26 protein-coding genes and 1 tRNA gene are annotated in these 25,962 nt (G+C 26.8%); 23 read left to right on the top strand and 4 right to left on the bottom strand.

Going from position 1 to position 25,962, the window contains the following annotated elements:
- Positions 1-25: 25 nt before the first annotated feature.
- Together folB and SY27_RS11440 are read left to right on the top strand one after the other, a co-directional pair.
- Positions 26-385, top strand: coding sequence for a dihydroneopterin aldolase (folB, locus tag SY27_RS11445; RefSeq protein ID WP_045970406.1), 360 nt, complete (start codon positions 26-28; stop codon positions 383-385).
- 74 nt (positions 386-459) lie between these two features.
- Positions 460-530: transfer RNA gene (locus SY27_RS11440), tRNA-Cys, on the top strand.
- A gap of 32 nt (positions 531-562) precedes the next feature.
- Here SY27_RS11440 and SY27_RS11435 read toward each other — a convergent pair.
- The 3 genes from SY27_RS11435 to rnr are packed head-to-tail and all read right to left on the bottom strand — an operon-like array spanning position 563 to position 4,199.
- Positions 563-1,246, bottom strand: coding sequence for a LysE family translocator (locus tag SY27_RS11435; RefSeq protein ID WP_045970404.1), 684 nt, complete (start codon positions 1,244-1,246; stop codon positions 563-565).
- Positions 1,247-1,297: 51 nt separating this feature from the next.
- On the bottom strand, positions 1,298-1,963 hold the full coding sequence (locus SY27_RS11430) for a head GIN domain-containing protein (RefSeq protein ID WP_045970402.1): 666 nt from the start codon (positions 1,961-1,963) through the stop codon (positions 1,298-1,300).
- A 58-nt stretch (positions 1,964-2,021) separates the two neighbouring features.
- On the bottom strand, positions 2,022-4,199 hold the full coding sequence (gene rnr / locus SY27_RS11425; protein WP_045970400.1) for a ribonuclease R: 2,178 nt from the start codon (positions 4,197-4,199) through the stop codon (positions 2,022-2,024).
- A gap of 112 nt (positions 4,200-4,311) precedes the next feature.
- Here rnr and SY27_RS11420 point away from each other — a divergent pair, with 112 nt between their 5' ends.
- From SY27_RS11420 to SY27_RS11395, 5 genes are all read left to right on the top strand, one after another.
- A complete protein-coding gene (locus tag SY27_RS11420) occupies positions 4,312-4,551 on the top strand; it encodes a hypothetical protein (RefSeq protein WP_045970398.1) in 240 nt (79 codons plus the stop codon).
- Positions 4,552-5,179: 628 nt separating this feature from the next.
- Positions 5,180-5,611, top strand: a complete 432-nt coding sequence (gene rpiB, locus SY27_RS11415; protein ID WP_045970396.1) for a ribose 5-phosphate isomerase B — start codon at positions 5,180-5,182, stop codon at positions 5,609-5,611.
- A 450-nt stretch (positions 5,612-6,061) separates the two neighbouring features.
- Positions 6,062-7,111, top strand: coding sequence for a hypothetical protein (locus SY27_RS11405; protein ID WP_045970392.1), 1,050 nt, complete (start codon positions 6,062-6,064; stop codon positions 7,109-7,111).
- On the top strand, positions 7,098-7,847 hold the full coding sequence (locus SY27_RS11400) for a M15 family metallopeptidase (RefSeq protein WP_082084352.1): 750 nt from the start codon (positions 7,098-7,100) through the stop codon (positions 7,845-7,847). The genes SY27_RS11405 and SY27_RS11400 overlap by 14 nt, the downstream gene beginning before the upstream one ends.
- A gap of 86 nt (positions 7,848-7,933) precedes the next feature.
- Positions 7,934-10,057 (top strand): Tex family protein, encoded by a 2,124-nt coding sequence (locus tag SY27_RS11395; protein ID WP_045970390.1) that lies wholly within the window; start codon positions 7,934-7,936, stop codon positions 10,055-10,057.
- 61 nt (positions 10,058-10,118) lie between these two features.
- Here SY27_RS11395 and tatA read toward each other — a convergent pair whose 3' ends face one another.
- Positions 10,119-10,319 (bottom strand): twin-arginine translocase TatA/TatE family subunit, encoded by a 201-nt coding sequence (gene tatA, locus SY27_RS11390; RefSeq protein ID WP_045970388.1) that lies wholly within the window; start codon positions 10,317-10,319, stop codon positions 10,119-10,121.
- A 129-nt stretch (positions 10,320-10,448) separates the two neighbouring features.
- Here tatA and SY27_RS11385 point away from each other — a divergent pair, with 129 nt between their 5' ends.
- Genes SY27_RS11385 through rffA form a run of 16 tightly spaced genes read left to right on the top strand, consistent with a single transcriptional unit; the run spans position 10,449 to position 25,962 of the window.
- Positions 10,449-11,318: a murein hydrolase activator EnvC gene (locus tag SY27_RS11385; protein WP_045970386.1), complete on the top strand. Its 870-nt coding sequence runs from the start codon at positions 10,449-10,451 to the stop codon at positions 11,316-11,318.
- Positions 11,319-11,321: 3 nt separating this feature from the next.
- Positions 11,322-12,809 carry a GH3 auxin-responsive promoter family protein gene (locus tag SY27_RS11380; protein WP_045970384.1) on the top strand — a complete coding sequence of 496 codons (1,488 nt, stop codon included), beginning with the start codon at positions 11,322-11,324 and terminating at the stop codon, positions 12,807-12,809.
- Positions 12,810-12,816: 7 nt separating this feature from the next.
- Complete coding sequence (locus SY27_RS11375; protein ID WP_045970382.1) at positions 12,817-13,695, top strand: carboxypeptidase-like regulatory domain-containing protein; 879 nt, start codon at positions 12,817-12,819, stop codon at positions 13,693-13,695.
- 45 nt (positions 13,696-13,740) lie between these two features.
- Positions 13,741-15,432, top strand: coding sequence for a hypothetical protein (locus SY27_RS11370; RefSeq protein WP_045970380.1), 1,692 nt, complete (start codon positions 13,741-13,743; stop codon positions 15,430-15,432).
- Between the two features lie 6 nt (positions 15,433-15,438).
- Positions 15,439-16,410 carry a hypothetical protein gene (locus SY27_RS11365; RefSeq protein WP_045970378.1) on the top strand — a complete coding sequence of 324 codons (972 nt, stop codon included), beginning with the start codon at positions 15,439-15,441 and terminating at the stop codon, positions 16,408-16,410.
- 6 nt (positions 16,411-16,416) lie between these two features.
- Positions 16,417-17,430 carry a dTDP-glucose 4,6-dehydratase gene (rfbB, locus tag SY27_RS11360; protein ID WP_045970376.1) on the top strand — a complete coding sequence of 338 codons (1,014 nt, stop codon included), beginning with the start codon at positions 16,417-16,419 and terminating at the stop codon, positions 17,428-17,430.
- Between the two features lie 36 nt (positions 17,431-17,466).
- Entirely contained in the window at positions 17,467-18,330 is an 864-nt protein-coding gene (gene rfbA, locus SY27_RS11355; RefSeq protein ID WP_045970374.1) for a glucose-1-phosphate thymidylyltransferase RfbA, read from the top strand.
- Positions 18,331-18,882, top strand: a complete 552-nt coding sequence (gene rfbC / locus SY27_RS11350; RefSeq protein ID WP_045970371.1) for a dTDP-4-dehydrorhamnose 3,5-epimerase — start codon at positions 18,331-18,333, stop codon at positions 18,880-18,882. It begins immediately after the preceding gene.
- Positions 18,876-19,805, top strand: coding sequence for a dTDP-4-dehydrorhamnose reductase (rfbD, locus tag SY27_RS11345; protein ID WP_045970369.1), 930 nt, complete (start codon positions 18,876-18,878; stop codon positions 19,803-19,805). Before rfbC ends, rfbD begins: the two co-directional genes overlap by 7 nt.
- Positions 19,795-20,898 (top strand): acyloxyacyl hydrolase, encoded by a 1,104-nt coding sequence (locus tag SY27_RS11340; protein ID WP_045970367.1) that lies wholly within the window; start codon positions 19,795-19,797, stop codon positions 20,896-20,898. Before rfbD ends, SY27_RS11340 begins: the two co-directional genes overlap by 11 nt.
- Positions 20,898-21,665 (top strand): GIN domain-containing protein, encoded by a 768-nt coding sequence (locus SY27_RS11335; protein ID WP_052705302.1) that lies wholly within the window; start codon positions 20,898-20,900, stop codon positions 21,663-21,665. Before SY27_RS11340 ends, SY27_RS11335 begins: the two co-directional genes overlap by 1 nt.
- An 11-nt stretch (positions 21,666-21,676) precedes the next feature.
- Positions 21,677-22,045: an EamA family transporter gene (locus SY27_RS11330; RefSeq protein WP_045970365.1), complete on the top strand. Its 369-nt coding sequence runs from the start codon at positions 21,677-21,679 to the stop codon at positions 22,043-22,045.
- 11 nt (positions 22,046-22,056) lie between these two features.
- Positions 22,057-22,977 (top strand): glycosyltransferase family 2 protein, encoded by a 921-nt coding sequence (locus SY27_RS11325; RefSeq protein WP_045970363.1) that lies wholly within the window; start codon positions 22,057-22,059, stop codon positions 22,975-22,977.
- Positions 22,974-23,651 carry a GNAT family N-acetyltransferase gene (locus SY27_RS11320; RefSeq protein WP_045970361.1) on the top strand — a complete coding sequence of 226 codons (678 nt, stop codon included), beginning with the start codon at positions 22,974-22,976 and terminating at the stop codon, positions 23,649-23,651. The genes SY27_RS11325 and SY27_RS11320 overlap by 4 nt, the downstream gene beginning before the upstream one ends.
- Before the next feature lie 13 nt (positions 23,652-23,664).
- The gene (locus SY27_RS11315; protein WP_045970359.1) at positions 23,665-24,837 is read left to right on the top strand and encodes a hypothetical protein; all 1,173 of its coding nucleotides are present in this window, start codon (positions 23,665-23,667) and stop codon (positions 24,835-24,837) included.
- Positions 24,838-25,962: a dTDP-4-amino-4,6-dideoxygalactose transaminase gene (rffA, locus tag SY27_RS11310; RefSeq protein WP_045970357.1), complete on the top strand. Its 1,125-nt coding sequence runs from the start codon at positions 24,838-24,840 to the stop codon at positions 25,960-25,962.

Raw genomic sequence — 25,962 nt, 5'->3', positions numbered from 1 at the left:
TTCAAATTGGTTGTAATATTTAAAAATGGGAACAATAAAATTAAATAATATACGTACGTTTTCTTACCATGGATGTTTAATTGAAGAAGGTAAAATAGGTAGTGATTATAGTGTAGATTTAGAAATAAAAACAGATTTACGTAAATCTGCAAAAACAGATGATTTAGCTGATACTGTTGATTATGTGCATCTTAATAAAATTGTGTTTGAAGAAATGGCAATTAGGGCTAAATTATTAGAGCATGTTACACATAGAATAATTGTTAGAATTTTTAAAGAATTACCACAAATATCAAGAATAAAAATAGCTGTTTCTAAATTAAATCCGCCAATTGGTGGTGATGTAGCATCCGTAACAGTAGAAATGGAAGAATATAGAAATTAAAAAATAGAGTTATAAAAAGTAACTTAGTTTTAGATTTTTTAAAATAATTTTCTATATTTGCAATCCAATTGTAGGGCGTCGTGGCCGAGCGGCTAGGCACCGGTCTGCAAAACCGTCTACTCCGGTTCGAATCCGGACGATGCCTCAAAAAAAGAGCTACTGAAAAGTAGCTCTTTTTTATTTTTTAAATTTTTCTATAACCTCTTTAATTTTTTCTTTTTCTTTTGGAAAGAAACCTTGTAACATAAAAAACAATCCAAAAATTAAAATTACCATACTTATAACCCTTTTAATTTTATAAATATTCTGTGGTGTTAATTTATGTTTTAACTGCTTAGCTAATAAAATTTTTGCAGTATCAAATAGGAGATAAAAAAATAAAATAGCGGTAAAAAATAAAGATATTCTACTTGTATTCATTTCCATTTGAGGTCCATAAGTAATAATTATCATTAACCAAAAACCTAATACTCCTATATTTATAAAATTTAAAAGAAATCCTTTAAAGAAAAGTGCAAAATAATTATTCTTTTGAATATTATCTTCGTCATCTATTATTTCTTGTTTCTTTTTAAAATTTCTTTTTAATAAAATAAAAGATATTACTCCATAAGCTAACATAATAAATCCTCCAATAATAAATAAAAAAGGATTATCTTTTAATTGTTCAAGTAATTGATTAGTACTTAAATAAGCTATAAGTATAAAAATAATATCGGCAAAAACTATACCTAAATCTAAGGTAAATGCAGCGCGAAAACCTTTTGTTATACTAGTTTCTAGTAATACGAAAAAACCAGGACCTATTGAAAAAGCTAAAAGCAATCCCCAAGGAATTGCTGTTAATATATCATGCCACATAAAATATGTCGAAAATTAAAGTATTAGGAATACGAAGTTAATAAAAAAAAACTACTTCGCTTGTTCTATAGAACCTCCTGCAACTATTTTTTGATCTATTTGTCTTGGTTTACCATAAATTAAAATAGTTCCACCAGCTCTTACTTTTGCTTCTACAAAATCAGTAGCATTAATATCGGCTTCACCACCAGCATTTGCTGTAATTATAGTTTGTTTCGTAATTAAATTTTTTGCTTCAAATTTTCCTCCAGAATTAACTAAAACATCTGAATATTCAGCATTTCCTGTTAATTCTAAAATACTTCCTTGAGATGCTTTTGCAACTAATCTGTCTATATCTAGTTTTAATTTTACTTCTGAACCTTCTTTAGCAATAATATTAAAATTTATTCCTTCAAAAATTTCATTTGAAGCTACTCTAGATCCTTCATTAGCTTCAACTGCTTCTAATTTTGTATAATAAACTGTTGCAGAAATATTATCTCCTTTTAGTAAATTACCAAAACTCATTCTAATTTTTAATTCGCCATTTTTATTAACAAGTTCTACATCACTTGTTTTATCTCCTTTTAAAACTACTTTATTTTTATCTCCTTTAACTAAGATAACATCAATTTTATCAAAAGCGGTTACTTTTGAAAATTCACCAACAGTTTTTTCAACTTGAGAAAATGCTACTGAACTGATTAATAATAAACTAAAAACTATTTTTTTCATATTAAACTATTTTATTTATTGAATATATTTAGTACATCTCTTAAATAAAAAAATCTATTTATTCATTTTTTCTTATGTACCAAAAATCCAATTGTTTTTTAACTAAATCTGCATTTTTTACTTTAACGTAAACTTCATCTCCTAATTGTAAAATATTTTTAGAAACTTCACCTACTAATGCATATTGTTTGTCATCAAATGTATAATAATCGTCTTTTATTTCACGAATACGGCACATTCCTTCACATTTATTTTCAATAATTTCAACATAAATTCCCCATTCAGTTACACCAGAAATTACTCCTAAAAATTCTTCATCTTTATGATCCTGCATGTATTTAACTTGCATATATTTAATAGAATCTCTCTCTGCCTGAGCTGCTAAATTTTCCATATCAGATGAATGATGACATTTTGCTTCATAATCTTCTTCACTAACACTTTTCCCACCATCTAAATAATGTTGTAGCAAACGGTGTGCCATAACATCTGGATAACGACGAATTGGAGAAGTAAAATGACTATAATAATCAAAAGCTAAACCATAATGTCCTATATTTTCAGTAGAGTAAACTGCTTTACTCATAGTTCTAATTGCTAAAGTATCAACTAAATTTTGTTCTTTTTTACCTTGAACTTCTGTTAATAAACTATTTAGAGAACTTGAAATATCTTTTTTAGATTTAAAATTAATAGAATATCCAAACTTAGAAATTACAGCTTGAAGATTCATTAATTTATCTTCATTAGGTTCATCATGAATACGATATACAAATGTTTTTTTCTGTTTTCCAATGAATTCTGCTACTTTTCTATTAGCTAATAACATAAATTCTTCAATAAGATGATTAGCATCTTTAGCAACCTTAAAGTAAACACCTGTTGGCTCAGCTTCTTGATTTAAATGAAATTTAACTTCTACTTTATCAAAAGATATTGCACCATTAGACATTCTTTTTCTACGAAGAATTTTAGCTAATTCATCTTGTTTTAATGTTGCTTCTACAATTGGTTGAGGAACTTTATATTCTTTTCCTGTTAATGAAATTTCGGCTGGAATAATATCTGATTTACTTTCAATAATACTTTGCGCTTCTTCATAAGAAAAACGTTGATCAGAATAAATAACAGTTCTTCCAAACCATGAATCTATAACTTCCGCTTTATTATTTAACTGAAAAACGGCTGAGAAAGTATATTTTTCTTCATGTGGACGTAGTGAACAAGCAAAATTAGAAAGTACCTCAGGAAGCATAGGAACTACTCTATCTACAAGGTAAACAGAAGTTGCTCTATTATATGCTTCTTCATCTAAAATAGTTCCTTCTTGTAAATAATGTGACACATCGGCAATATGAACACCTATTTCATAATTCCCATTATCTAAAACTTGAAACGATAAGGCATCATCAAAATCTTTAGCATCTTTAGGATCAATAGTAAACGTTAAAACATTTCTCATGTCTCTTCGTTTTGCTATCTCTTCAGTTGTTATTGACGTATCAATTTTATTAGCATAAGCTTCTACTTCGATAGGAAAATCATAAGGTAAACCATATTCGGCTAAAATAGCATGAATTTCAGTATTATGTTCTCCTGGTTTTCCAAGTACTTTTATTACTTTTCCAAAAGGAGAATCGGCTTTTTTAGGCCAATCTTCCATTTCTACTAATACTACATCTCCATTTTGAGCTTCTCCTAATTTATTTTTTGGTATAAAAATATCAGTGTACATTTTAGCATTTGTAGTGGTTACAAATGCAAAATTCTTTTGAATATCGATAACTCCAACAAATTCAGTCTTTGCTCTTTCTAATATTTCTAATACTTCAGCTTCTGGCTTACGCGAACTTCTTCTGTTATACACATAAACTTTTACTTTATCTTTATCTAAAGCATGATTCAAATTTTGTTTAGGTACATAAACATCTTCTTCTAATTCATCACATACAAAATATCCTGATTTACGAGAATTCATATCTAAATATCCTTCATAATATTCTGCTTTAGAAATTACTTGATATTTACCTATTTCAGTTTCATGAATTTTATCTTGAGCCTTTAATACTTTTAGATCTCTAATAATTTCATTTCTACTTTTAGTATCTTTTAATTCTAAAGTAGCAGCAATTTGTTTATAGTTAAAAGACTTTGAAGGCTCTTTTGAAAGTATTTTAAAAATTTGTGCGGTAAAATCTTTACTTTTTTTACCCATTTTTCTTGGTTTCTTATTCATTATATCTTTTCAATTAATGCTGAAAGTTACAAAATAGTTATAAGTTACAAGTTTAAAATTATAAGTTTTAATATAAATCTAACATTAAGTATCTTTATACAAACCTTTTACTATGAAAAATTATATAACAGTTGCTATTTTTAATTTCCAACATGAAACTTATATTGTTAAAAATCTTCTAGAACAGGAAGATATTCAACACTTTTTTGAAAACGAAACATTAGTTTCAATAGATCCTTTTGCATCTATCGCTTATGGAGGAATAAAACTTAAAGTACATCCAAACGATATTAAAAGAACTAAAGAAATTTTAGATAGTCTAAAAAATGACAATCATTTAAAAATTGTTTAGTTTTAAAAATCAAAGTTTTCAACATATATTAAATACAACAAAAAAAGATTTAATTAAATTTTAAAAAAATGATCGTTATTATAGCTTGTTAATATGTACTATAAGTTTTTAAAAAATAGTGTTTTTTTTAAGTTTAAGTTTTTTATACAATTCTATTAACATTAATTTAAACTTATAAAAGCTTGATTTTAAACTTTAAACTTAATTTTATTTTTTACTTATTAACAGTTGTTAATTATTACTTTTCTATTAAAATTGTAAATAACTTAACCTGTTAGTTTCTGTTAATAACTCATAGATATATATTAATAAGTTTAGAATAAATAATCAAAACTAATTAGCTTTTATCCAATTCAATTTTTGCTTATAAAAAAACATGTATCATTATAAAAAAACTTCTCTTTTTTTGTCTTTACTTATTAACAAGTTATGTTAATTTAAAGTTAACTGATTATCAATGGATTGTAAAACATTGTTAACAATCTATAAATTTAATATTTGATTAACTTATAAGTGTTTGATAATTAATTAAATAAAGTAATATTCTATTTGAATTATTAAAGTAGTTTAACATGCTGAGTATTATTCCTTACTTTTGTAAAAATAATAACAACACAACACTTACATTATGATTATATCAATAGGAAACGATCATGCTGGTCCAAATTATAAAAATGCAATCGTTACATTTTTAAAAGAAAAAGGATATACAATTATTAATCATGGAACAGATACTTTTGATAGTGTAGATTATCCAGATTTTGGTCATGCAGTTGCAAATGATGTTGAAAGTAAAAAAGCAAATTTTGGAATTGTAATTTGCGGTTCTGGAAATGGAATTGCTATGACAGTTAATAAACATCAAGATATAAGAGCAGCACTTTGTTGGACAAAAGAAATTGCAGAATTAGCACGTTTGCATAATAATGCAAATATTTTAAGTATTCCAGCTCGTTTTACTTCTATAGAACAAGCAGTTCAAATGGTTGATGTATTTTTATCAACAGCTTTTGAAGGTGGAAGACATGCAAATAGAGTAAATAAGATTGCTTGTAAATAAATGAATGTAGAAAAATTATCAGACTATCAATTACTTATATTGTTAAAAAATGATAATTTAGATAAAGAGTTTAAATCAAGTATAATTTTAGAAAAAAATAAAAGAAAATTAAATCAGGAAATTATTTGTGTTAATTTTAAATTCTCTAATTATTTAAAACTTAAAATAATTATAACTAGTTTATTTCTTTTTATATATCATATAAAATTTTCTTCTACTTTTTTAATATATCAAGATAGAAATCTTATAAAAAATATTGGAAGTATTTTAATATTGGAATAGTTGTTTGGATATTTTTTCTTTTGTTAATTGCTAGGTATATAATTCAACCCTATTTTTATAAGGTAACATAATTATAAAGTTCAAGGAAAAGTACTTTTAAATTTTTAAAGGTTATATTGTATAAAATATAAAAATAAAAAAGTTTCTTTTTTTAAAGAAAATCAAATCATGAATGATAATAAACCACAATTTAAAAAGAAATATTATCCTATAAATAGCCAGTTATATACTTATTTAGAAAAATATAAAAGAGTAACTAGAACAAACGTATTTTACGACGATTTATTACGTTTTCAAGGTTCAATAGTTGTAAATGATAAAGATGATAAAGATACATTATGGGTTAGAGTTTTTTACAATGAATTTGAAAAAATTGAAATAGACAATAGTTTAAAAAAAATATATACTCTTTTACATTCAGATGGAGATGAAAGTAACATACAATTTTTAAATGTAGATTATATAGATTTTTGTACTTTCGGAAACTCTCAACCTTTTAGAGTTAAAATTAGAAATATATTAAATGATAATTATACTCATTTTTATATAAAAAAAGCCGACGCTTCGCGTATTTTCGGATTAGAATTAGAACATATTTTATCACCTAATAGAATTAATTTCTTAGTTTTTGAAGATACATTAATAGAAGAGCATATAGTAGGAATTCCAGGCGATATTTTTCTTGAACATAATTTAAAAGAATGTAATGAGCATGAAAAAGCTCAAATAGCAAAAGAATTTGTAAAATTTAATGAGCGATGTATGATAGGCTTATTAGGAGATATGCGTTCTTATAATTTTGTAATTATTCCCATTTATGATTTTGATCAAAGAGTATTTAAAATTAGAGCAATAGATTTTGATCAGCAAAGTTATGAAGGAAGATTTAAACTATATAAACCACATCTTTTTAAAGAAAATTTTAAGTTTTATCAGCTTGTACAAACAAAATTGAATCAAAATGCAATTGAGCAATATCAAAATGAAGAGCGCTCTATTTTAGTTAAAAGATTAATAGAATCTGAAACCAGGTTAAATAATTTATTAACAGCAATGAAATCAATAAAATTAGCACCAAACGAACATGTAAACCAATTGAGAGAAGAAGTTTATGAATTTACATTAGATATGGATTTTAAAAAAGCTAGCTCAATGGGAGAAATAGTAGAAGTTGCTTTAAATTTTATGAAACGAAATTTCAAATATGAAGATTATTAGTAAATATAATATTCAAAAATTGTATTTTAAAAAAATCACATTTATACTATTTTCTATTTTAATTATAGCTTGTAAAAAAGAAATAAAAGAAAACAAGAATAACTTAGAATTAGAAAAATCAGAAGATACTATTCTTAAATCATTTGAAATAAAAAAAGAAAAAACTATTCCATTTTTACATACTTTAAATGACACTTCATTCGTAAATATTAAAGATTATAGTTCCGATTTTATTTTAGACATGAAATATGCAACAACAGATAATTTTTTACATCAAAAAGTATATGATTGTTCAGATTGTTATTTACTAAAAAATACAGCTTTAGCACTTATAAAAGCCAATAGAGAATTTATAAAAAAAGGATATCGTATTAAAATTTTTGATTGTTATAGACCATTAGATATTCAAAAAAAAATGTGGGAAATTCTTCCAAGAACAAATTATGTAGCTAATCCAAAAAAAGGATCTAAACATAATAGAGGAGCTGCTGTTGACCTAACTTTAGTAGATTCATTAGGAAATGAATTAGATATGGGAACCAAGTTTGATTTTTTTGGCAAAGAAGCACATCATGATTATATAAATCATACCGAAGAAGTTTTACAAAATCGAAAGTTATTAAAAGAAACATTACTTAAGTACAATTTTAAATTTATTTATTCCGAATGGTGGCATTATGAATTTCGACCAGATAGACATTCAAAGAATGCTAATTTTAAATGGGAATGTGATTAATTTCGTTACTTAACAGAAAGAATTATCTAAATAAATTTAATTTTACGTTTCAATAAAGAACATCCTTTATAACTAAAAAATAAATAATGAACATTATACAATTTATACAAAAACAAGTTGATACAACTACAAAAAATATAGAAGCAACACTTCAATTGTTATCAGAAGATTGTACAATTCCTTTTATAGCTCGATATAGAAAAGATAAAACAGGAAATTTAGATGAGGTTCAAATAGAAGACATTTCTAAAGCTAAAAAACAATATGATGAAATTTGTAAACGAAAAGAAAGCATTTTAAAATCAATAGAAGAACAAAATGCATTAACCTTGGAATTAAAACAAAAAATTGAAGTAAGTTTTGATTTACAAGAATTAGAAGATTTCTATTTACCATACAAAAAAACACGCAAAACAAAAGCAGATACAGCTCGTGAAAATGGACTAGAACCTTTAGCAAAAATCATTATGGCGCAAAATGCAAATGATATAGACTATATAGCTTCTAAATATTTAAATGATAAAGTAAATAATGAAGACGAAGCTTTACAAGGAGCTCGTGATATTATTGCAGAATGGATTAATGAAAACATTTACATTCGAAAAAATCTTAGACGTGTATTTCAACGACAAGGAGAAATAACGACAAAAGTTATAAAAACAAAAAAAGATGAAGAAGGTGCACAAAAATTTTCACAATATTTTGATTGGTCAGAATCTATTTCAAAAGTACCTTCACATCGTTTATTAGCAATGTTAAGAGCAGAAACAGAAGGATTTATAAAATTTAAAATAGAAATAGACAAAGAAGAAGCCCTTTCTTTTATTGAAGAAACAATCATAAAAAATAAAAACGAAGCATCAAATCATTTAGAATTAGCTATAAAAGATAGTTATAAAAGATTATTAGAACCAGCTATTTCAAATGAAACATTACAAGAAGCAAAAACAAAAGCAGATATAAAAGCAATTGATGTATTTTCAGAAAATTTACGCCAACTTTTATTAGCACCACCATTAGGAGAAAAACGCATTTTAGCTATAGATCCAGGTTATAGAACAGGATGTAAAGTAGTCTGTTTAGATGAAAAAGGGGATTTATTAAATAATGAAACTATTTACCCTCATGCACCACAAAATGAGAGCGCTATGGCAATGAAAAAAATCCGTTCTATGGTAAATGCTTATGGAATTGAAGCTATTTCTATTGGAAACGGAACAGCATCTAGGGAAACAGAATTTTTTATTAAAAAAATTGCTTTTGACAAACCAGTACAAGTTTTTGTAGTTTCAGAAGCAGGAGCATCAGTATATTCCGCAAGTAAAATAGCACGTGAAGAATTTTCAAATTATGATGTAACAGTTCGTGGAGCTGTTTCTATAGGAAGAAGACTTTCAGATCCTTTAGCAGAATTAGTAAAAATTGATGCTAAATCTATAGGAGTAGGACAATATCAGCACGATGTAGACCAAACTAAATTAAAAGAAGAACTAGATAATACTGTAATTCGTTGTGTAAACTCCGTTGGAATTAATATCAATACAGCTAGTAAATCGTTACTGAGTTATGTCTCTGGAATCGGAGAAAAAATGGCAGAAAACATTGTTGCTTATCGTTCTGAAAATGGTCCATTTGAAGACAGAAAACAACTTAAAAAAGTGCCAAGGCTTGGAGAAAAAGCATATCAGCAAGCAGCAGCTTTTATTAGAATTAGAGATGGTAAAAATCCATTAGATAATTCAGCAGTACATCCTGAATCTTATGGAGTTATTGAAAAAATGGCCAAAGATTTAGGTATAAAAACTAACGAATTAATTGCAAATAAAGAAAAAATTAATCAAATAAAACCTGAAAAGTATATTACAGAAGAAATAGGAATTTTAGGTTTAAAAGATATTTTAAAAGAGTTAGAAAAACCAGGATTAGATCCAAGAAAATCTGCAAAAGTATTTGAATTTGATCCAAATGTTAGAACTATAAAAGATTTAAAAACAGGAATGATTTTACCAGGAATTGTAAATAATATTACGGCTTTTGGATGTTTTGTAGATGTAGGAATAAAAGAAAGTGGATTAGTCCATATTTCCCAACTAAAAGAAGGTTTTGTTTCTGATGTAAATGAAGTAGTAAAATTACACCAACATGTTCAAGTAAAAGTTGTTGAGGTTGATGAAGCCCGAAAAAGAATTCAATTGACGATGATATTGTAAAATAATAAAAACCCCTAATTTTATTTTAATAAAGTAAAATTAGGGGTTTGTGATATATAATTTATTCTTTAGTTTCGTCTTCTTTTTTAGAAACTTTTTGATCTTCGTCTTTTGCTGCGTTTTTGAATTCTTTAATTCCGCTTCCAAGTCCTTTCATTAGCTCAGGAATTTTTTTACCACCAAAAAGCAATAATAGAGCAACAATAATTAATATTATTTGTGGCCCACCAATAACACCTAAAAATATAGTTAATGCATTCATGATTTCAATAATTAATACGGCAAAGATAAAAAGAAATTAACAAACCTTTATTTTTTAACTAATAATTATATTGAATAACTTAAAAAAGCCGTTGTAATTAGTATATTTGTGACAATAACTAAAGGTAAAATGGCAAGAAAGAGAATAAAAAGACAATTACTTTTAAAAAAACTATTCAATAAGAGAAGATTAGTAATTCTCAATGAAGATACATTTGAAGAAACATTCTCTTTAAAGCTTAATTTGATGAACGTTTTTGTAGTTGTTACCTTGTCTGCTATTTTTTTAATAGGAATAACCACTTACATTATTGCATTTACACCTTTGAGAGAATATATTCCAGGTTATGCTTCTACACAATTAAAGAAAAATGCAATTGATTTAGCTATAAAATCAGATTCTTTAGAAAAATCATTTGAATTAAATAATGCATATATAGCTTCAATAAAAAAAGTTTTAGCGGGCGATTTAGAATATGCAAAGCTGAATAAAGATTCATTAATTATAACTGAGAAACAAGCTGTAGATGAAAAAGGATTAGCCGTTTCAGAAGTAGAAAAAGAATTAAGGGAAAAAGTTATAGAAGAAGACAAGTATAATGTTTTTGAAACCGCAAAACCAAAAGTAAATTTTATCTTATTTCCACCAGCTCAAGGAACTATAATTGAAAAATATAGTGCAAAAAATAATCATTTAGCTGTAAAGATTGCTTTAGCAAATAACACTCCTATAAAAACAGTAGGAACAGGAACGATAATTTTTTCAGATTGGACACCATCTCATGGATATGTAATTATAGTTGAACATCAAGAAGGCATTTTATCTGTTTATAAGAATGTTGCTTCAGTGACTAAAAAACAAGGAGATACTGTTAAATCAGGAGAAGTAATAGCATTAGCAGGTAATACTTCAAATCAAGATTCAAGTATAAGCCTTCATTTTGAATTATGGAAAGATGGCTTTCCTATAGATCCTACTCAGTTTATTAATTTTCAATAAATTATGTCAATAAAAACTTTTGCAGCAAAACTTTTTGCAAGGCAAGTTTACTACACTACTCAAAAATGGGTTAATAATCCAATAGAAACCCAAAAAAAAATCTTTCATGAGTTAATAACATTAGCACAAGAAACTCAGTTTGGGAAAGATCACCAGTTTAATAAAATTAAAAATTTCGAAGATTTTAAAAAACAAGTTCCAGTAAGAGATTATGAGCAGTTAAAGCCATATATTGATAAAGTAGTAAAAGGGGAAGAAAATGTACTTTGGAAAGGAAAACCACTTTATTTTGCTAAAACTTCAGGAACAACTTCAGGAGCAAAATATATTCCATTAACAAAAGAATCAATGCCTTTTCATATTCAAGCAGCTCGAAATGCTATTTTAAGCTATATTAATGAAACAGGCAAAGCTGATTTTGTTAGTGGTAAAATGATTTTTTTACAAGGAAGCCCTATTTTAGAAGAAAAAAATGGAATAAACCTAGGTAGATTATCAGGTATTGTAGCCCATTATGTTCCTAAATATTTACAAAAAAATAGAATGCCAAGTTGGGAAACTAATTGTATTGAAGATTGGGAAACAAAAGTAGACGCAATTGTTAAAGAAACAATTAATGAAAATATGTCAGTAATTTCAGGAATTCCTTCTTGGGTACAAATGTATTTTGAAAAATTACAAAAAAAGGCAAATAAACCAATAGGAGAAATTTTTAAAAACTTTAATTTGTTTATTTATGGAGGCGTTAATTATGAACCATATAGAGCAAAATTTGAAAATTTAATTGGAAGAAAAGTAGATTCAATTGAGTTGTTTCCTGCTTCAGAAGGTTTTTTTGCTTATCAAGATACACAAACAGAAAAAGGAATGTTACTTTTATTAAATTCAGGTATATTTTATGAATTTATAAAAGCAGATGAATTTTACACTGAAAAACCAAATCGATATACAATAGGAGAAGTAGAACTAGGTATAAATTATGTTTTAATTATTTCTACTAATGCCGGACTTTGGGCTTATAATATTGGAGATACAATTCAGTTTACAAGTCTTAAGCCTTATAGAATAATCGTTTCAGGGCGTATTAAACATTATATTTCTGCTTTTGGAGAACATGTTATAGGAAAAGAAGTTGAAAGTGCTCTTCAAGAAGCAATGCAAGGAACAAATATTCAAATAAATGAATTTACCGTTGCACCACAAATTTCTCCAGAAGAAGGATTACCCTATCACGAATGGTTTATTGAATTTGAAAAAGAACCTAATAATTTAGAAGAATTTGCATTACAAATAGATAATGCAATGAGAAAACAAAATGTTTATTATGACGATTTAATAGTTGGAAAAGTTCTAAGAACATTGGTTATTTCAAAAGTAAAGAAAAATGGATTCCAAGATTATATGAAATCTATCGGAAAATTAGGAGGACAAAACAAACTACCTAGATTAAGCGATAATAGAAAAATAGCAGATAAATTGAAAGAAATGTAAAGATAACATGAAACAAAAAAAGCTATTAGCCTTATTATTTTTATTAATAAGTATTTCTTTTTTAGCACAGGTAAGAGGAGTTGTAAAAGATAGTCTTACCGGAGAACCTATTCCTTTTGTAAATATTTGGGTAGAAAATGAAAACATAGGGACAACATCTGAAGAAGATGGAACATTTTCAATAAATATATTAGATATAAGCAAAAATATTATTTTCTCATCATTAGGTTTTGAAAGAAAAATCATAAAAGCTTCTAAAGTTAAAGAAGTAATTTTAAAACCATCTACAGTTGAATTAGATGAAATCATTGTTTTAAATAAGAAAGAAACAAAACAAATAGAAATAGGAAAAACAAAGAATGCTATTTTACAAACCTTTGATAATGGTCCAAAGATTGAAGCAAAATATTTTACGTACTTAGATATTTATAAGAAAACAAAGTTTATAAAAAAAGTAACGATTCAAACAGATAATAAGATTGAAGGAGCTACTATAAAAATTCATTTTTATAGTGTGAATGAAGATGGTTCTCCAGGAGAAAAACTTTTAAAGAAAGATTTGATTGTTTCTATTAAAAGTGGAGTAATGACAAGTAAGTTCGATGTTTCTAAATTCAATTTAATTATGCCAGAAAGTGGAATTTTCGTAGCGTATGAAAAATTAATTATAGAAAACAATAAAATTGAGAAAACAATCATAGACCCATATACTAAAGAACAAAAAATTCAAAAAAAGTATTATCCATTAGTGCTATATAATTATGTTGAAAGAGATTTTTTATATAGTTTTTATGGAGGAAAATGGCATAAAAGTGTAAATGAAGATAATTTTTCAGAGAAAATGACAATTTTTGAACCAGCAATTAACCTTACATTAACCAATTAAAAAATAAAAATTATACCTTTGTAGGTTAGATAAACAAAAATATTAATGAAGGACATTAAAAACATTTCGCGCTCAAGAGCGCAAGAGTCGTCAGCAGCTATTGAACGACTGTACATTACCATGAGACATTTATTTAATAGAGGTTTTTATAAACCAATGGGTGTGTCAGGTGAAACATTAAGAGAAGGACTTTTAGCACTTCGACCAGAAATTTATGGAAGTATTGCAGAAGAAAAAGTAGAACTTAACGGATTGTTATATGTAATAGAACGACTTCCAATAGGAATAGAAGAATGTCGTTATATTAATTTAACATCAGATGAAGGATACTCAAACTCACATTTTAAAGCAATTGTTCCTCCAAAAAGGAGACGTAATTGTTATAGAATTGATGATGAACAAATGAATGTTGAAATTACTCGAGGACGTTCAGATATTTATGATATTTTAACGCATTTAACATTCATTTTTATTGAATCGCATAAAATTAAAGATCGTGTTTTAATTGATGATGAAGGAAAAGTTTCTAGAGATTGGCAAAAATTAGAACAAGTAGTTAATATAACTAAAAAATTACCTTTAATAGAGCGTGAAAAAGCAATTTCCCATGCTGCAAATGTATTAGGAAGAACATTTGCAGAAGTTCAAGCAATATATGATGATTTTGCAACAACAGATGCTCCAGATCGATTTTTACACGTAATTTATTGGTTAGGAAAGTTAGCCATTGAAGAAATTGTAGATAATAATAAAAGAACAATTACTTTTAGTCCAATTTTAAGAGAAAGATTAGGACACCATATTTATGGAGATATATGGGCTACAAATATTAAAAACGTATTACAAGATAATAATTTAATTACTAGACCTATACATATTATAAGTGCTAATATGCATAGTGTGATGAATTCAATTTTTGCAGAACCTGTTTTAGGAAAAAAATATAAGGATTTAGCAGAGTATCAAATATTCGAAGATTTAAGTAGCTCAAGCAATAAAGACTTACGTAAAAAGGTTGAAGAATATGCTTTTAGACAAGGTATGATTTCATTGCCAGATACTTCAGGAACAAATATTGATGTTCAAATTTTTGATACTGCTAAAATTGATTTTAAGAAAACTGTTTTTTCAAATGCTAAATTAACACAAGAAAAACCAGTAATCATCGTTATGGATTATGCGTTTGGAGAACAAGCCTTTGAAACTATTGATGAATTATTAAAACCATTTAAATCAGATAAAAAAAATAAAATTCTTTTAAATGTAGAATCTGTTTCAATAATGGGTAAAGCGGGCATTTTACAAGGAGGAAAAGGAGATATTATGATTCCAAATGCTCATGTAAATGAAGGAACGGCAGATAATTATCCTTTTGATAATGAATTAACAAAAGAGATGTTTGATGGAAATGGAATTCCTGTTTTTGCAGGACCAATGATTACAGTTTTAGGAACATCACTTCAAAATAGAGATTTGTTGAAATTTTTTCATGAATCAACATGGGAAGCCATAGGATTAGAAATGGAAGGAGCTTATTATCAAAAAGCAATCCAATCGGCTTCAAAAATTAGAAAAAGTATCAATCCAAACGTAAAAGTAAGGTATGCATATTATGCGTCAGATAATCCATTAGAAACAGGAAGTACATTAGCTTCAGGAGGATTAGGAACAACAGGTGTAAAACCAACTTACTTAATTACAATGAAAATATTAGAACAAATATTTAACGTAAAATAATTTTTAATGAGTACAAATTCTCAAGATCAAGAGATTGATTTAGGTCAAGTTTTTAAGAAGATTGGAGATTTTTATCAACTAATTTTGGATAAAATTTTTGATCTTATTCTTTTTTTAAAAAGAAATATAATAGTAATAATTGTTTTATTCATTTTAGGTGCTGGACTAGGTTATTATTTAGATAAAGACTCTAAAATATATGATCATGAAATTATTGTTTTACCTAATTTCGGAAGTACAGATTATTTATACTCTAAAGTTAATTTATTAGAATCTAAAAGAAAAGAGAAGGATACATCTTTTTTAAACAAGTTGGGATTTATAGATAAAAATGATTTTAAAAAAATTGAAATAGAACCAATTATTGACGTTTATCAATTTATAGATTCTAAAGAAAGTAATTTTGGTTTGATAAAATTAATGGCAGAGGATGGAGATTTACAAAAAATCATTAAAGATGATGTTACGAGTAAGAACTATCCATTTCATGTTATTAAAATAAAAACAGCTAGTATAATTACAAGTGATAAAATAAAAACATCAATATTAAAATATTTAAATGATTCAGATTATTTTAAAGTTATTCAAAATCAATCAATAGAAAATTTAAAATCTAAGATTGTTGCAAATGACGAAACAGTAATACAAATTGATAATTTACTAAATGATTTTGCAAAGACTTCGTCAAGTAATCAAAAGAGTGATAAATTAGTATATTACAATGAAAATAATCAGTTAAATGACATTATAAAAACAAAAGAAGAATTAATAAAGGAGCAAGGTTATAATAAGATCAATTTAGTAAATAGTGATAAAATTATTAAAGATATTAATATATCTATTAATAGTAGAAATACTGATGGATTGAGTGGTAAAAATAAATTGATATTACCATTCTTATTTCTTTTAATTTTCATATTTGTTAGTAATTTCATCCGTTTTTATAAAAGACAAACAAATAAAAAAAAGAACATTTAGGTAACTATGAAAACTATTTTAATAACAGGTGGAGCAGGTTTTATAGGTGCTAATTTTATACCTTATTTTTTAGATAATAATTCAGAATATCATGTAATAAATTTAGATTTATTAACTTATGCTGGGGATTTAGAAAACTTAAAAGAGGTAGAAAACAATCAAAAATATACTTTTGTTCAAGGAGATATTTGTGATAGAGCTTTTATTGAAGGATTATTTCTTAAATATCAATTTCATGATGTTATTCATTTTGCTGCTGAAAGTCATGTAGATAATTCTATTTCCGGACCAGAAGCATTCATTAAAACAAATGTTTTGGGTACATTTAATTTATTAGATACTGCTAGAAATTTATGGATGAGTAGTCCAAATATATTTAATGAAGCATTTAAGAATTCTCGTTTTCATCATGTTTCTACAGATGAAGTTTATGGAACATTAGGAGAAACAGGTTTGTTTGAAGAAACAACATCTTATGCTCCAAATAGTCCTTATTCAGCATCAAAAGCAGGTTCAGATATGATCGTTAGAAGTTATTTCCATACCTATGGAATGAATGTCGTTACCACAAATTGTTCAAATAATTATGGACCAAAACAACATAATGAAAAACTAATACCTACAATTATTCGAAAAGCTCTAACAGGAGAAAAGATTCCTATTTATGGAGATGGAAAAAATGTACGTGATTGGTTATATGTATTGGACCATTGTAAAGGTATAGAATTAGCTTTTAAAAAAGGAAAAGTAGGGGAAACTTATAATATTGGAGGAAGAAATGAGCGTAATAATTTATATATCGTAGGTAAAATTTGCGATATATTAAACAATAAAGTACCTCGAAAGGAAGGAAATTATAAAGATTTAATTTCATTTGTAAAAGATAGACCAGGTCATGATAAGAGGTATGCAATTGATGCAACTAAAATTGAAAATGAATTAGGTTGGAAAGCAGATGAAAATTTTGAAACAGGTATAGAAAAAACAGTTGATTGGTATCTGAAAAAAATTCAAGTTTAAGTTGTTTTTATAGATCAAAAATTAAAGATAAAAGAGATGAAAGGAATAATATTAGCAGGTGGTTCGGGTACTAGATTACATCCATTAACATTAGCTGTAAGTAAACAACTAATGCCTGTTTATGATAAACCTATGATATATTACCCGCTTTCAACTTTAATTTGGGCAGGAATTAATGAGATATTAATTATTTCAACACCACATGATTTGCCTTTATTTCAAAAATTATTAGGAGATGGGGAAAAGTTAGGATGTCGATTTGAATATGCAATTCAAGAAAACCCGAATGGATTAGCAGAAGCTTTTATAATTGGTAAAGAGTTTATAGGAAAAGATAAAGTCGCTTTAATTTTAGGAGATAATATTTTTTATGGAACTGGTTTAGCAGAATTACTTCAAGCTAATAATGATCCAGATGGAGGAATTGTTTATGCGTATCACGTTCATGATCCAGAGCGTTATGGCGTAGTTGATTTTAATAAAGAAGGGAAAGTGTTATCTATAGAAGAAAAACCTTTAAAGCCTAAATCAAATTATGCTGTTCCAGGTATTTATTTTTATGATAATTCAGTTGTTGAAATAGCAGGAAATATAAAGCCAAGTGATAGAGGTGAGCTTGAAATTACTGATATTAATAAAGAATATTTAAGACAAGAAAAACTTAAAGTAAGTATCTTAGATAGAGGAATAGCATGGTTAGATACTGGAACTTTTAACTCATTAATGCAAGCTAGCCAATTTGTACAAGTCATAGAAGAACGTCAAGGATTAAAAATAGGATCTATTGAAGAAGCAGCATATAAAATGGGTTTTATTGATGATAGCCAATTAAAAGAATTAGCAAAGCCATTATTAAAAAGTGGTTATGGAACACATTTAATGAGTTTATTAAAAGAATAAATGGAATTTATTGAAACAAAATTAGAAGGATGTTTTGTTCTTAAACCTAAAGTTTTTAAAGATCAAAGAGGATATTTTATGGAAAGCTATAATGAAGAAGCTTTTCAAAATGCTATAGGACAGAAAATTAATTTTGTTCAAGACAATCAATCATTTTCAACTAAAGGAGTTTTACGTGGGTTGCACTATCAGTGTGAAAAACATGCTCAAGCAAAATTAGTTCGCGTGTTACAAGGTGAAGTTTTAGATGTTGCCATAGATATTCGTCCAGAATCTAAAACTTATGGACAATATATATCAGTTTTATTAACTGAAGAAAACCAAAAGCAATTATTTATTCCTAGAGGTTTTGCTCACGGATTTTTAGTTTTAAGTGATTCAGCTACATTCTTTTATAAATGTGATAATTTTTATAATGCATTATCAGAAGGAGGTATCATTTTTAATGATAAAACAATTAATATTGATTGGAATTTTCCAATTGATGAATTAATTATTTCTGAAAAAGATAGAGGATTACCAGCTATAGAAAAATCAAGGAAAGTATGGTAGTTCTAGTTACTGGAGCGAATGGACAATTAGGTCAAGCAATTCAATTTGTTGCAGGAAAATATTCTACAATCGATTTTGTATTTTGTACTTCATCGGAATTGGATATTACTAATTTAGTACAATGTAAAGTGGTTTTCGATCAATATAAACCTGATTTCTGTGTTAATACAGCAGCTTATACAGCAGTAGATAAAGCGGAAAGCGAACCAGAAAAAGCATTTGCAATCAATACAAATGGAGCTGAAAATTTAGCTTTAACGTGTAAAGAGTTTGATACAATTTTACTTCATATTTCGACCGATTTTGTCTTTGATGCTTATTTTTTAAATGGAAAAGCTTTTTATGATAGAGAATTACGTTTACCATTAAAAAGTGGGCTTGGTCTACGAGAAACTGACGTATCATTTCCAACTGGAATATACGGATTAACCAAATTACAAGGGGAACAGGCCATTCAAGGAACTTGGGAAAAACATTTCATCATAAGAACTTCTTGGGTATATTCACAATTTGGAAATAACTTCATAAAAACAATGTTACGATTAGCATCAGAAAAAGATTCATTATCTGTTGTAAATGATCAAATTGGAACACCAACGAATGCTGTGGATTTAAGCGAAGCATTAATAAAAATTATTCTTTCTTTTAATGTTGGACATTCTAAATTATTTGGAATCTATAATTTTAGTAATGAAGGAAAATGTACATGGTATGATTTTGCAAAGGAAATTTTCAGAATAAATAATATTCAAATAAATTTAAAACCAATTGAAACTAAAGAATACCCAACACCTGCAAAACGACCAAAATATAGTGTTTTAGATAAAACTAAAATAAAAGCAACATTTGGGATTAAAATTAATGACTGGAGAGATAGTCTTTCTGTATGTTTACAACAATTAAAAAAATATAATGAAATATAGTTTTTTATTTATTGTTTTTTTTAATGTGTTACTTTCCATCGCTCAGGATAAGAAAAATACAACATATTTTGATGCACAGTTATTTAGAGGAAATGTATATAAACATACTAATGATATTGGACATTTAATTTCTGGCCACCCTGACGGATTTATGTTAAGTTATAACTGGAAAACCTATGGTAAAAAAGAATGGCAACAAGTTTATAATTATCCAGATTATGGAATTTCTTTTCATTATTTAGATTTTAAAAACAAATACCTTGGTTATAATTTTGCTTTAGGGTTACATTATAATTTTTATTTTTTGAAAAGGAATTTAATGTTTCGTATTTCGCAAGGCATTGGAGTAACTTCAAACCCATATAATAAAGAAACAAATAACAAAAACAATGCATTTGGAACTAAAGTAATGGATAATACCTATTTTATGTTGCAATATAAAAAAGATAATATTCTAAATAGAATAGGTTTTCAAGCTGGCTTTATGTTAACACATTTTTCAAATGGAAGGTTTAAGGCACCAAATAGTGGAATTAATACTATCGCATTAAATGTGGGATTAAATTATAACTTTGATGAATCTCAAGAGTTTATAAAAGATACATTACCTAGTAGAGAAACATATAAAGAAAAAATAAAATATAATGTAGCATTTAGAACAGGCATTTCAGAAGGTTCTGTTCCTCATTTAGGACAGAGACATTTTTATCATATAGGTTTATATGCTGATAAGAGAATAGGCAGAAAAAGCGCATTACAATTCGGAACAGATGTTTTCTTTTCACGATATTTGCAAGATTATATCCAATTTGTTTCAGTTGCTTTTCCAAAAGGACACAAATCATATAGTGAAGCAGACGTTGATTATAAAAGAGTAGGATTATTTATTGGTCATGAATTATTTATAAATAAATTGTCAATTGAAACGCAATTTGGATATTATGTATATAAACCATTTAATTACGAAATTGATATTTATCAACGAGTAGGAGCAAAGTATTATATTACCAAAGAATTATTTTCTGGAGTTGGATTAAAAACACACGGAGGAAGAGCAGAAGCAATTGAAGTAACATTAGGAATTCGATTATAATGAAGAAAAAATCAAGTATATTATCCTTTTTATTACTATTTATAGTCACAAGTTGTGGTATTTCTGAGGATTGTTTTAAAGGTAATGGAAATAGAGTTTCACAAAGTTTCCCTTTAGAAGATTTTACTAAAGTTAAAGTTTATAGTGGAATTGGTCTAGTTGTTAAAGAAGGATCTGAATATGAAGTAAAGATTGAAACAAGTGACAATATAATTGATGATTTAGAAGTAAGATTATTTGATGATATGTTAATTGTTAAAGATAATTCAACTTGTAATATTGCTCGTGATTATGGATTGACGACTGTTTATGTAACTGTTCCAGATGGAATAAATAAACCTTTAATTCAAGAATTAGAATTACATTGTAAAACCGAACAAAAAATACAATCGAAAGGAACATTACATTCTACTATTGTACGTTTATTTGCAATAGGAGATGACGGAGACGGAGCAGGTACAGGCGATTTTTACATTACGGTTGATAATGGACAACTTGTAGTAGAAAGTAATAATGTTGCGAACTTTTATATTAATGGACATAGTGTAGAAATGTTGTTAAATTTCTATTTTGGAAATGGTCGTTTTTACGGTGAAAATTTAGTTGCAGAAAATATAAAAGTGTACCAAAGAGGTTCAAATGATATGATGGTATTTCCAGTTCAAAAAATAGAAGGAACAATTTTTGCAACAGGAAATGTTATTTTAAAAAATGTTCCACCAATTGTTGATGTGGAAGAAGTTTATACAGGTAGAGTAATTTATTAGTTTAAAACAAAATGGGCTCATATTTATACATATTAGGAACAATTTTTTTTACTGTTTATGGACAGATAGTGCTAAAATGGAGGTTAACAAATCTTCAGATTGCGTTGCCAGAAAATTTTTTAAGTAAAGGAATATATTTAACAAAATTAATATTTGATCCTTATATTTTTTCTGGTTTTGCTTCAGCATTTATTGCTTCTCTTTTCTGGATGGCAGCTATGACAAAGTTTGAAATAACTACCGCGTACCCGTTTATGAGTTTAGCACCTTCATTAGTTTTCTTAATAGGAATACTGTTTTTAGGAGAAACTTTTACGGTCGGTAAACTAATAGGGCTGCTATTAATTATTATAGGAACAATAGTAACAGTAAAATTTTAAAATAAATGACTATGAAACCTTACTTTTCAATTGTTAGTCCAGTTTATAAAGCTGAATTTATATTAGAAAAATTGGTTTTTGAGATACAAAAATCAATGAATGGATTAAGTGCAAGTTATGAAATAATCTTAGTTGATGACAGAAGTCCTGACAAATCCTGGGAAGTAATGCAGAAAATTTCATCTCAAAATGCGGAAGTAAAAAGCATTAGACTTAGCAGAAATTTTGGTCAACACCCAGCTATTATTGCTGGATTAAGTCAAGCTAAAGGAGAATGGATTGTAGTAATGGACTGTGATTTACAAGATCAACCAAAAGAAATAGAAAAATTATATAAAAAAGCACTAGAAGGTTTTAACATTGTATTAGCAAGAAGAGAGAAAAGAAAAGATGGTTTTTTAAAAAAAATGTCCTCGTTTTTATTTTCAAAAATATATAGTTTTTTTACAGATACAAAATATGATAATGAAATTGCAAATTTTGGAATTTATAATAAAAAAGTAATACAATCTATTCTTGAAATTTCAGATTACATAAAATTCTTCCCTTTATTTGTCCATTTCGTAGGTTTTACAACAACGTCTGTTAATGTTGAACATGCATCAAGAGATTCAGGAACAACAACGTATAACTTTTCAAAATTATTAAGTTTAGCTTTTAATACAATTATTTCATTTTCAAATAAGCCTTTAAAACTATTTGTAAAATTTGGAATGATAATTTCTATCTTATCATTTGGAGTAGGTATTTATTACGTATATGAAGCTTTTAACAACAAAATTGAAGTTTTAGGTTTTACTTCTATAATTGTTTCTATTTGGTTTTTATCAGGAATAATTATTACAGTTATAGGGGTAACGGGTATATATGTAGGAAAAATATTTGATCAAACCAAGAACCGACCTGTTTTTATAATTGATGAAATAAAATGATAAAGAGACTAGAATGGGATAGCAATTTCTTTGAAATGGAGATTGGAGAATTGTTTTATAAACAGCAATTAAATATTGAGGATGTCATAAAATATCATTTGTTATATGTAAAAGGCAATGAAGATTTTGAAGCTATAATACCTAATTTTACCAATTCTTTTTCGGAAATAAAAGTTGTTTTTGCTAAGAAATTAAAAACAAAAGGATACATGTTTAATAATATATTTTCATGTGATGAATTAACATACAATATAAAAGATTTATATAAATTAGCATTTGAAAGTGGGAAAAATAGCAGGTTTAATCTTGATAAAAAATTTAGTAGAAAAAAATTTGAAGAACTTTACACAAAATGGATTGATAATTCTATAAATAAAAAGTTTGCCGATGATGTGTTTATTTATCAAGAAAATAAAGTATCATTAGGTTTTGTTACGTTTAAGGTTTATGCAAATTTCGCAACAATTGGTTTAATTGCAGTTGACCCAAGCTCACAAGGAAAAGGCATAGGTAGTAAATTAATTGATGCGGTAGAAGAAAAGGTAATAGATTTAGGCATTAATATTTTACAGATACCTACACAGTTAGAAAACAAAAGCGCTTGTAGCTTTTATAAAAAAAAGGAATATTCAATAGAGAAAATTACATTTATAAAACATTTTTGGAAAAATTAAACATAATTATAACATGAAATTATTTAGCAAAAGAACTACAGTATTTGACATACTTATTTTAACATTATTAGTTTTAATTTATAGTTACTTAACCCTTAATACAAATTCAGATATTCCGGCACATGCCCAATTTATAAAAGATTATACTTATGGTATAAAAGCATTTCCTGTTAATTTTTTATATTACCTTGTTGTTTATATATTAAGTTTTTTTAGCAATAAAACATCAGCTCTATTACTTGTATCCATTTATGTATTGTCATTTATTTCTTTTTTTAAGTATAATTTAATTAAGCAAATTTTTATTAAAGAGTGTGAAAAACACTACAAAAAAGCATTTATAATTTCTTCTGTTTTTGCTGCATTATTGATTTTTGCATTTAGTCTTCCTTCTATTTTAGTATTAAAAGGTTATTATTATCTTTTGAGTTTTCCACCAAACGTTTGGCATAATTCAACAACGATTTTTGTTACTCCATTTGCTTTTTTACTTTTTTGGCTTTCGTATAAACAATTAGATGAATATAAAAAAAGTAGAATTTATTTCATAACTCTTTTAATAATTATAAATGTATTTATTAAACCGAGTTTTCTTTTTACCTACTTGTTAGTCTATCCGTTCTTTTTATTATACAAATATAAATTCACAAAGCTTTTTTGGGTAAACATAATGCCTTTAATTATTTCTTCAATATTAATAGTTATTGAGTTTTATTTTATTTTTATAAATTCGGACCCTAGCGTAGAGAAAAGTTCAGTAACTATTGATTTTTTCCATTTTTTAAATGTTTGGGCCAAGCCAGAGGGATGGTTTGATTATATTTTAATAATTTTTAGTACAATTATTTCAAGTTTTCTTTTTCCAATAGTTTTCTTATTAAAAAACAAGAAAGAATTAAAAACAACTATGATAAAATTTGCATTAAGCTGCTTAGTTGTTGGAATAATTATTTCAAATGTGTTTACAGAAACAGGACCTAGGGAATCAGATGGTAATTTTTTATGGCAAAACTATATTTGTTCATTCATATTGTTTTTTTCATGTACATTTTACCTTTTAAAATCCATTACTACAAGCCCTGAAGGAATAAAGCCATTTAGAATAGAGGTTTTTTTTTTACTATTGCATTTTATTGCATTTATATTTTATTTTCTAATAATCAAACAAACTTTATCTTATTATTAAATGATACAATTTAACAAACCCTACTTAACAGGAAAAGAGACTGAATATATAATGGATGCGGTTACTTCTGGAAAAATATCGGGTAACGGAAAATATACTCAAAAATGCCAAACTTTTTTTGAAACTAACTACGGCTTCAAAAAAAGTTTGTTAACCACTTCATGTACGGACGCACTTGAAATGGCTGCTATTTTAATAGACATTCAACCAAGGGATGAAGTAATTATGCCTTCTTATACTTTTGTATCAACCGCAAATGCTTTCATACTAAGAGGTGCTAAAATTATTTTTGCAGATAGTATGCCCAATCATCCTAATATGGATGTGACTAAAATAGAAGCGTTAATTACAAATAAGACCAAAGCTATTGTACCTGTTCATTATGCTGGTGTAGCTTGTGAAATGGATATTATTATGGAATTAGCGGCAAAGTACAATTTATATGTAATTGAAGATGCGGCTCAAGCAATTGATAGTTATTATACAGGAAAAGATGGAATAAAAAAAGCACTGGGTTCTATAGGTCATTTAGCTGCTTTTTCATTTCATGAAACAAAGAATATTATTTCTGGTGAAGGCGGAATGTTAGCTATTAATGACGAACAATTTATTGAAAGAGCCGAAATTATTTGGGAAAAAGGAACCAATCGTTCAGCCTTTTTTAGAGGCGAAGTAGATAAATACGGTTGGGTAGACTTAGGAAGTTCGTTTTTACCTTCAGAAATTATTGCTGCCTTTTTATGGGCACAATTAGAAAACTTAGAAGGCATTCAAACAAAAAGAAAATTACATTGGAAAAACTATGATTTAAGACTTAAAGAATGGGCGGATAAAAACAAGATTAAGTTACCAATCACACCAAGCTATGCAACCAATAATGCGCATATGTTTTATTTAATTTGTGATAGCTTTGAACAGCGTATAAAACTTATTAATCATTTAAAGCAAAATGAAATTATGGCTGTTTTTCATTATATAAGTTTACACAAAAGTAAATTTTATAAAGAAAAACATGATGGTAGAATTTTAAAGTGGACAGACTCTTACACTGATACCTTAGTAAGGCTACCATTGTTTTATGAATTAAATGTTGAGAATGTAATTAACACTCTTTTAGAATTTTAA

Source organism: Flavobacterium sp. 316 (genome assembly GCF_000967805.1).
Lineage (GTDB): Bacteria > Bacteroidota > Bacteroidia > Flavobacteriales > Flavobacteriaceae > Flavobacterium > Flavobacterium sediminilitoris.
Note: the sequence above shows the minus strand (reverse complement) of the source record. Positions and strands in the feature narration are given on the sequence as shown.

Bases quoted from the DNA above. Each gene is read 5' to 3' on its own strand.
- SY27_RS11370 (WP_045970380.1), top strand. From the start codon at position 13,741: ATGAAGGACATTAAAAACATTTCGCGCTCAAGAGCGCAAGAGTCGTCA.
- rfbC (WP_045970371.1), top strand. From the start codon at position 18,331: ATGGAATTTATTGAAACAAAATTAGAAGGATGTTTTGTTCTTAAACCT.
- rnr (WP_045970400.1), bottom strand. From the start codon at position 4,199: ATGAATAAGAAACCAAGAAAAATGGGTAAAAAAAGTAAAGATTTTACC.
- SY27_RS11325 (WP_045970363.1), top strand. From the start codon at position 22,057: ATGAAACCTTACTTTTCAATTGTTAGTCCAGTTTATAAAGCTGAATTT.
- SY27_RS11380 (WP_045970384.1), top strand. From the start codon at position 11,322: ATGTCAATAAAAACTTTTGCAGCAAAACTTTTTGCAAGGCAAGTTTAC.
- rfbA (WP_045970374.1), top strand. From the start codon at position 17,467: ATGAAAGGAATAATATTAGCAGGTGGTTCGGGTACTAGATTACATCCA.
- SY27_RS11340 (WP_045970367.1), top strand. From the start codon at position 19,795: ATGAAATATAGTTTTTTATTTATTGTTTTTTTTAATGTGTTACTTTCC.
- SY27_RS11335 (WP_052705302.1), top strand. From the start codon at position 20,898: ATGAAGAAAAAATCAAGTATATTATCCTTTTTATTACTATTTATAGTC.
- SY27_RS11405 (WP_045970392.1), top strand. From the start codon at position 6,062: ATGAATGATAATAAACCACAATTTAAAAAGAAATATTATCCTATAAAT.
- SY27_RS11430 (WP_045970402.1), bottom strand. From the start codon at position 1,963: ATGAAAAAAATAGTTTTTAGTTTATTATTAATCAGTTCAGTAGCATTT.
- tatA (WP_045970388.1), bottom strand. From the start codon at position 10,319: ATGAATGCATTAACTATATTTTTAGGTGTTATTGGTGGGCCACAAATA.
- SY27_RS11395 (WP_045970390.1), top strand. From the start codon at position 7,934: ATGAACATTATACAATTTATACAAAAACAAGTTGATACAACTACAAAA.
- SY27_RS11375 (WP_045970382.1), top strand. From the start codon at position 12,817: ATGAAACAAAAAAAGCTATTAGCCTTATTATTTTTATTAATAAGTATT.
- SY27_RS11400 (WP_082084352.1), top strand. From the start codon at position 7,098: ATGAAGATTATTAGTAAATATAATATTCAAAAATTGTATTTTAAAAAA.
- SY27_RS11435 (WP_045970404.1), bottom strand. From the start codon at position 1,246: ATGTGGCATGATATATTAACAGCAATTCCTTGGGGATTGCTTTTAGCT.
- rpiB (WP_045970396.1), top strand. From the start codon at position 5,180: ATGATTATATCAATAGGAAACGATCATGCTGGTCCAAATTATAAAAAT.
- rffA (WP_045970357.1), top strand. From the start codon at position 24,838: ATGATACAATTTAACAAACCCTACTTAACAGGAAAAGAGACTGAATAT.
- SY27_RS11320 (WP_045970361.1), top strand. From the start codon at position 22,974: ATGATAAAGAGACTAGAATGGGATAGCAATTTCTTTGAAATGGAGATT.
- rfbD (WP_045970369.1), top strand. From the start codon at position 18,876: ATGGTAGTTCTAGTTACTGGAGCGAATGGACAATTAGGTCAAGCAATT.
- SY27_RS11315 (WP_045970359.1), top strand. From the start codon at position 23,665: ATGAAATTATTTAGCAAAAGAACTACAGTATTTGACATACTTATTTTA.
- SY27_RS11385 (WP_045970386.1), top strand. From the start codon at position 10,449: ATGGCAAGAAAGAGAATAAAAAGACAATTACTTTTAAAAAAACTATTC.
- folB (WP_045970406.1), top strand. From the start codon at position 26: ATGGGAACAATAAAATTAAATAATATACGTACGTTTTCTTACCATGGA.
- SY27_RS11330 (WP_045970365.1), top strand. From the start codon at position 21,677: ATGGGCTCATATTTATACATATTAGGAACAATTTTTTTTACTGTTTAT.
- SY27_RS11365 (WP_045970378.1), top strand. From the start codon at position 15,439: ATGAGTACAAATTCTCAAGATCAAGAGATTGATTTAGGTCAAGTTTTT.
- SY27_RS11420 (WP_045970398.1), top strand. From the start codon at position 4,312: ATGAAAAATTATATAACAGTTGCTATTTTTAATTTCCAACATGAAACT.
- rfbB (WP_045970376.1), top strand. From the start codon at position 16,417: ATGAAAACTATTTTAATAACAGGTGGAGCAGGTTTTATAGGTGCTAAT.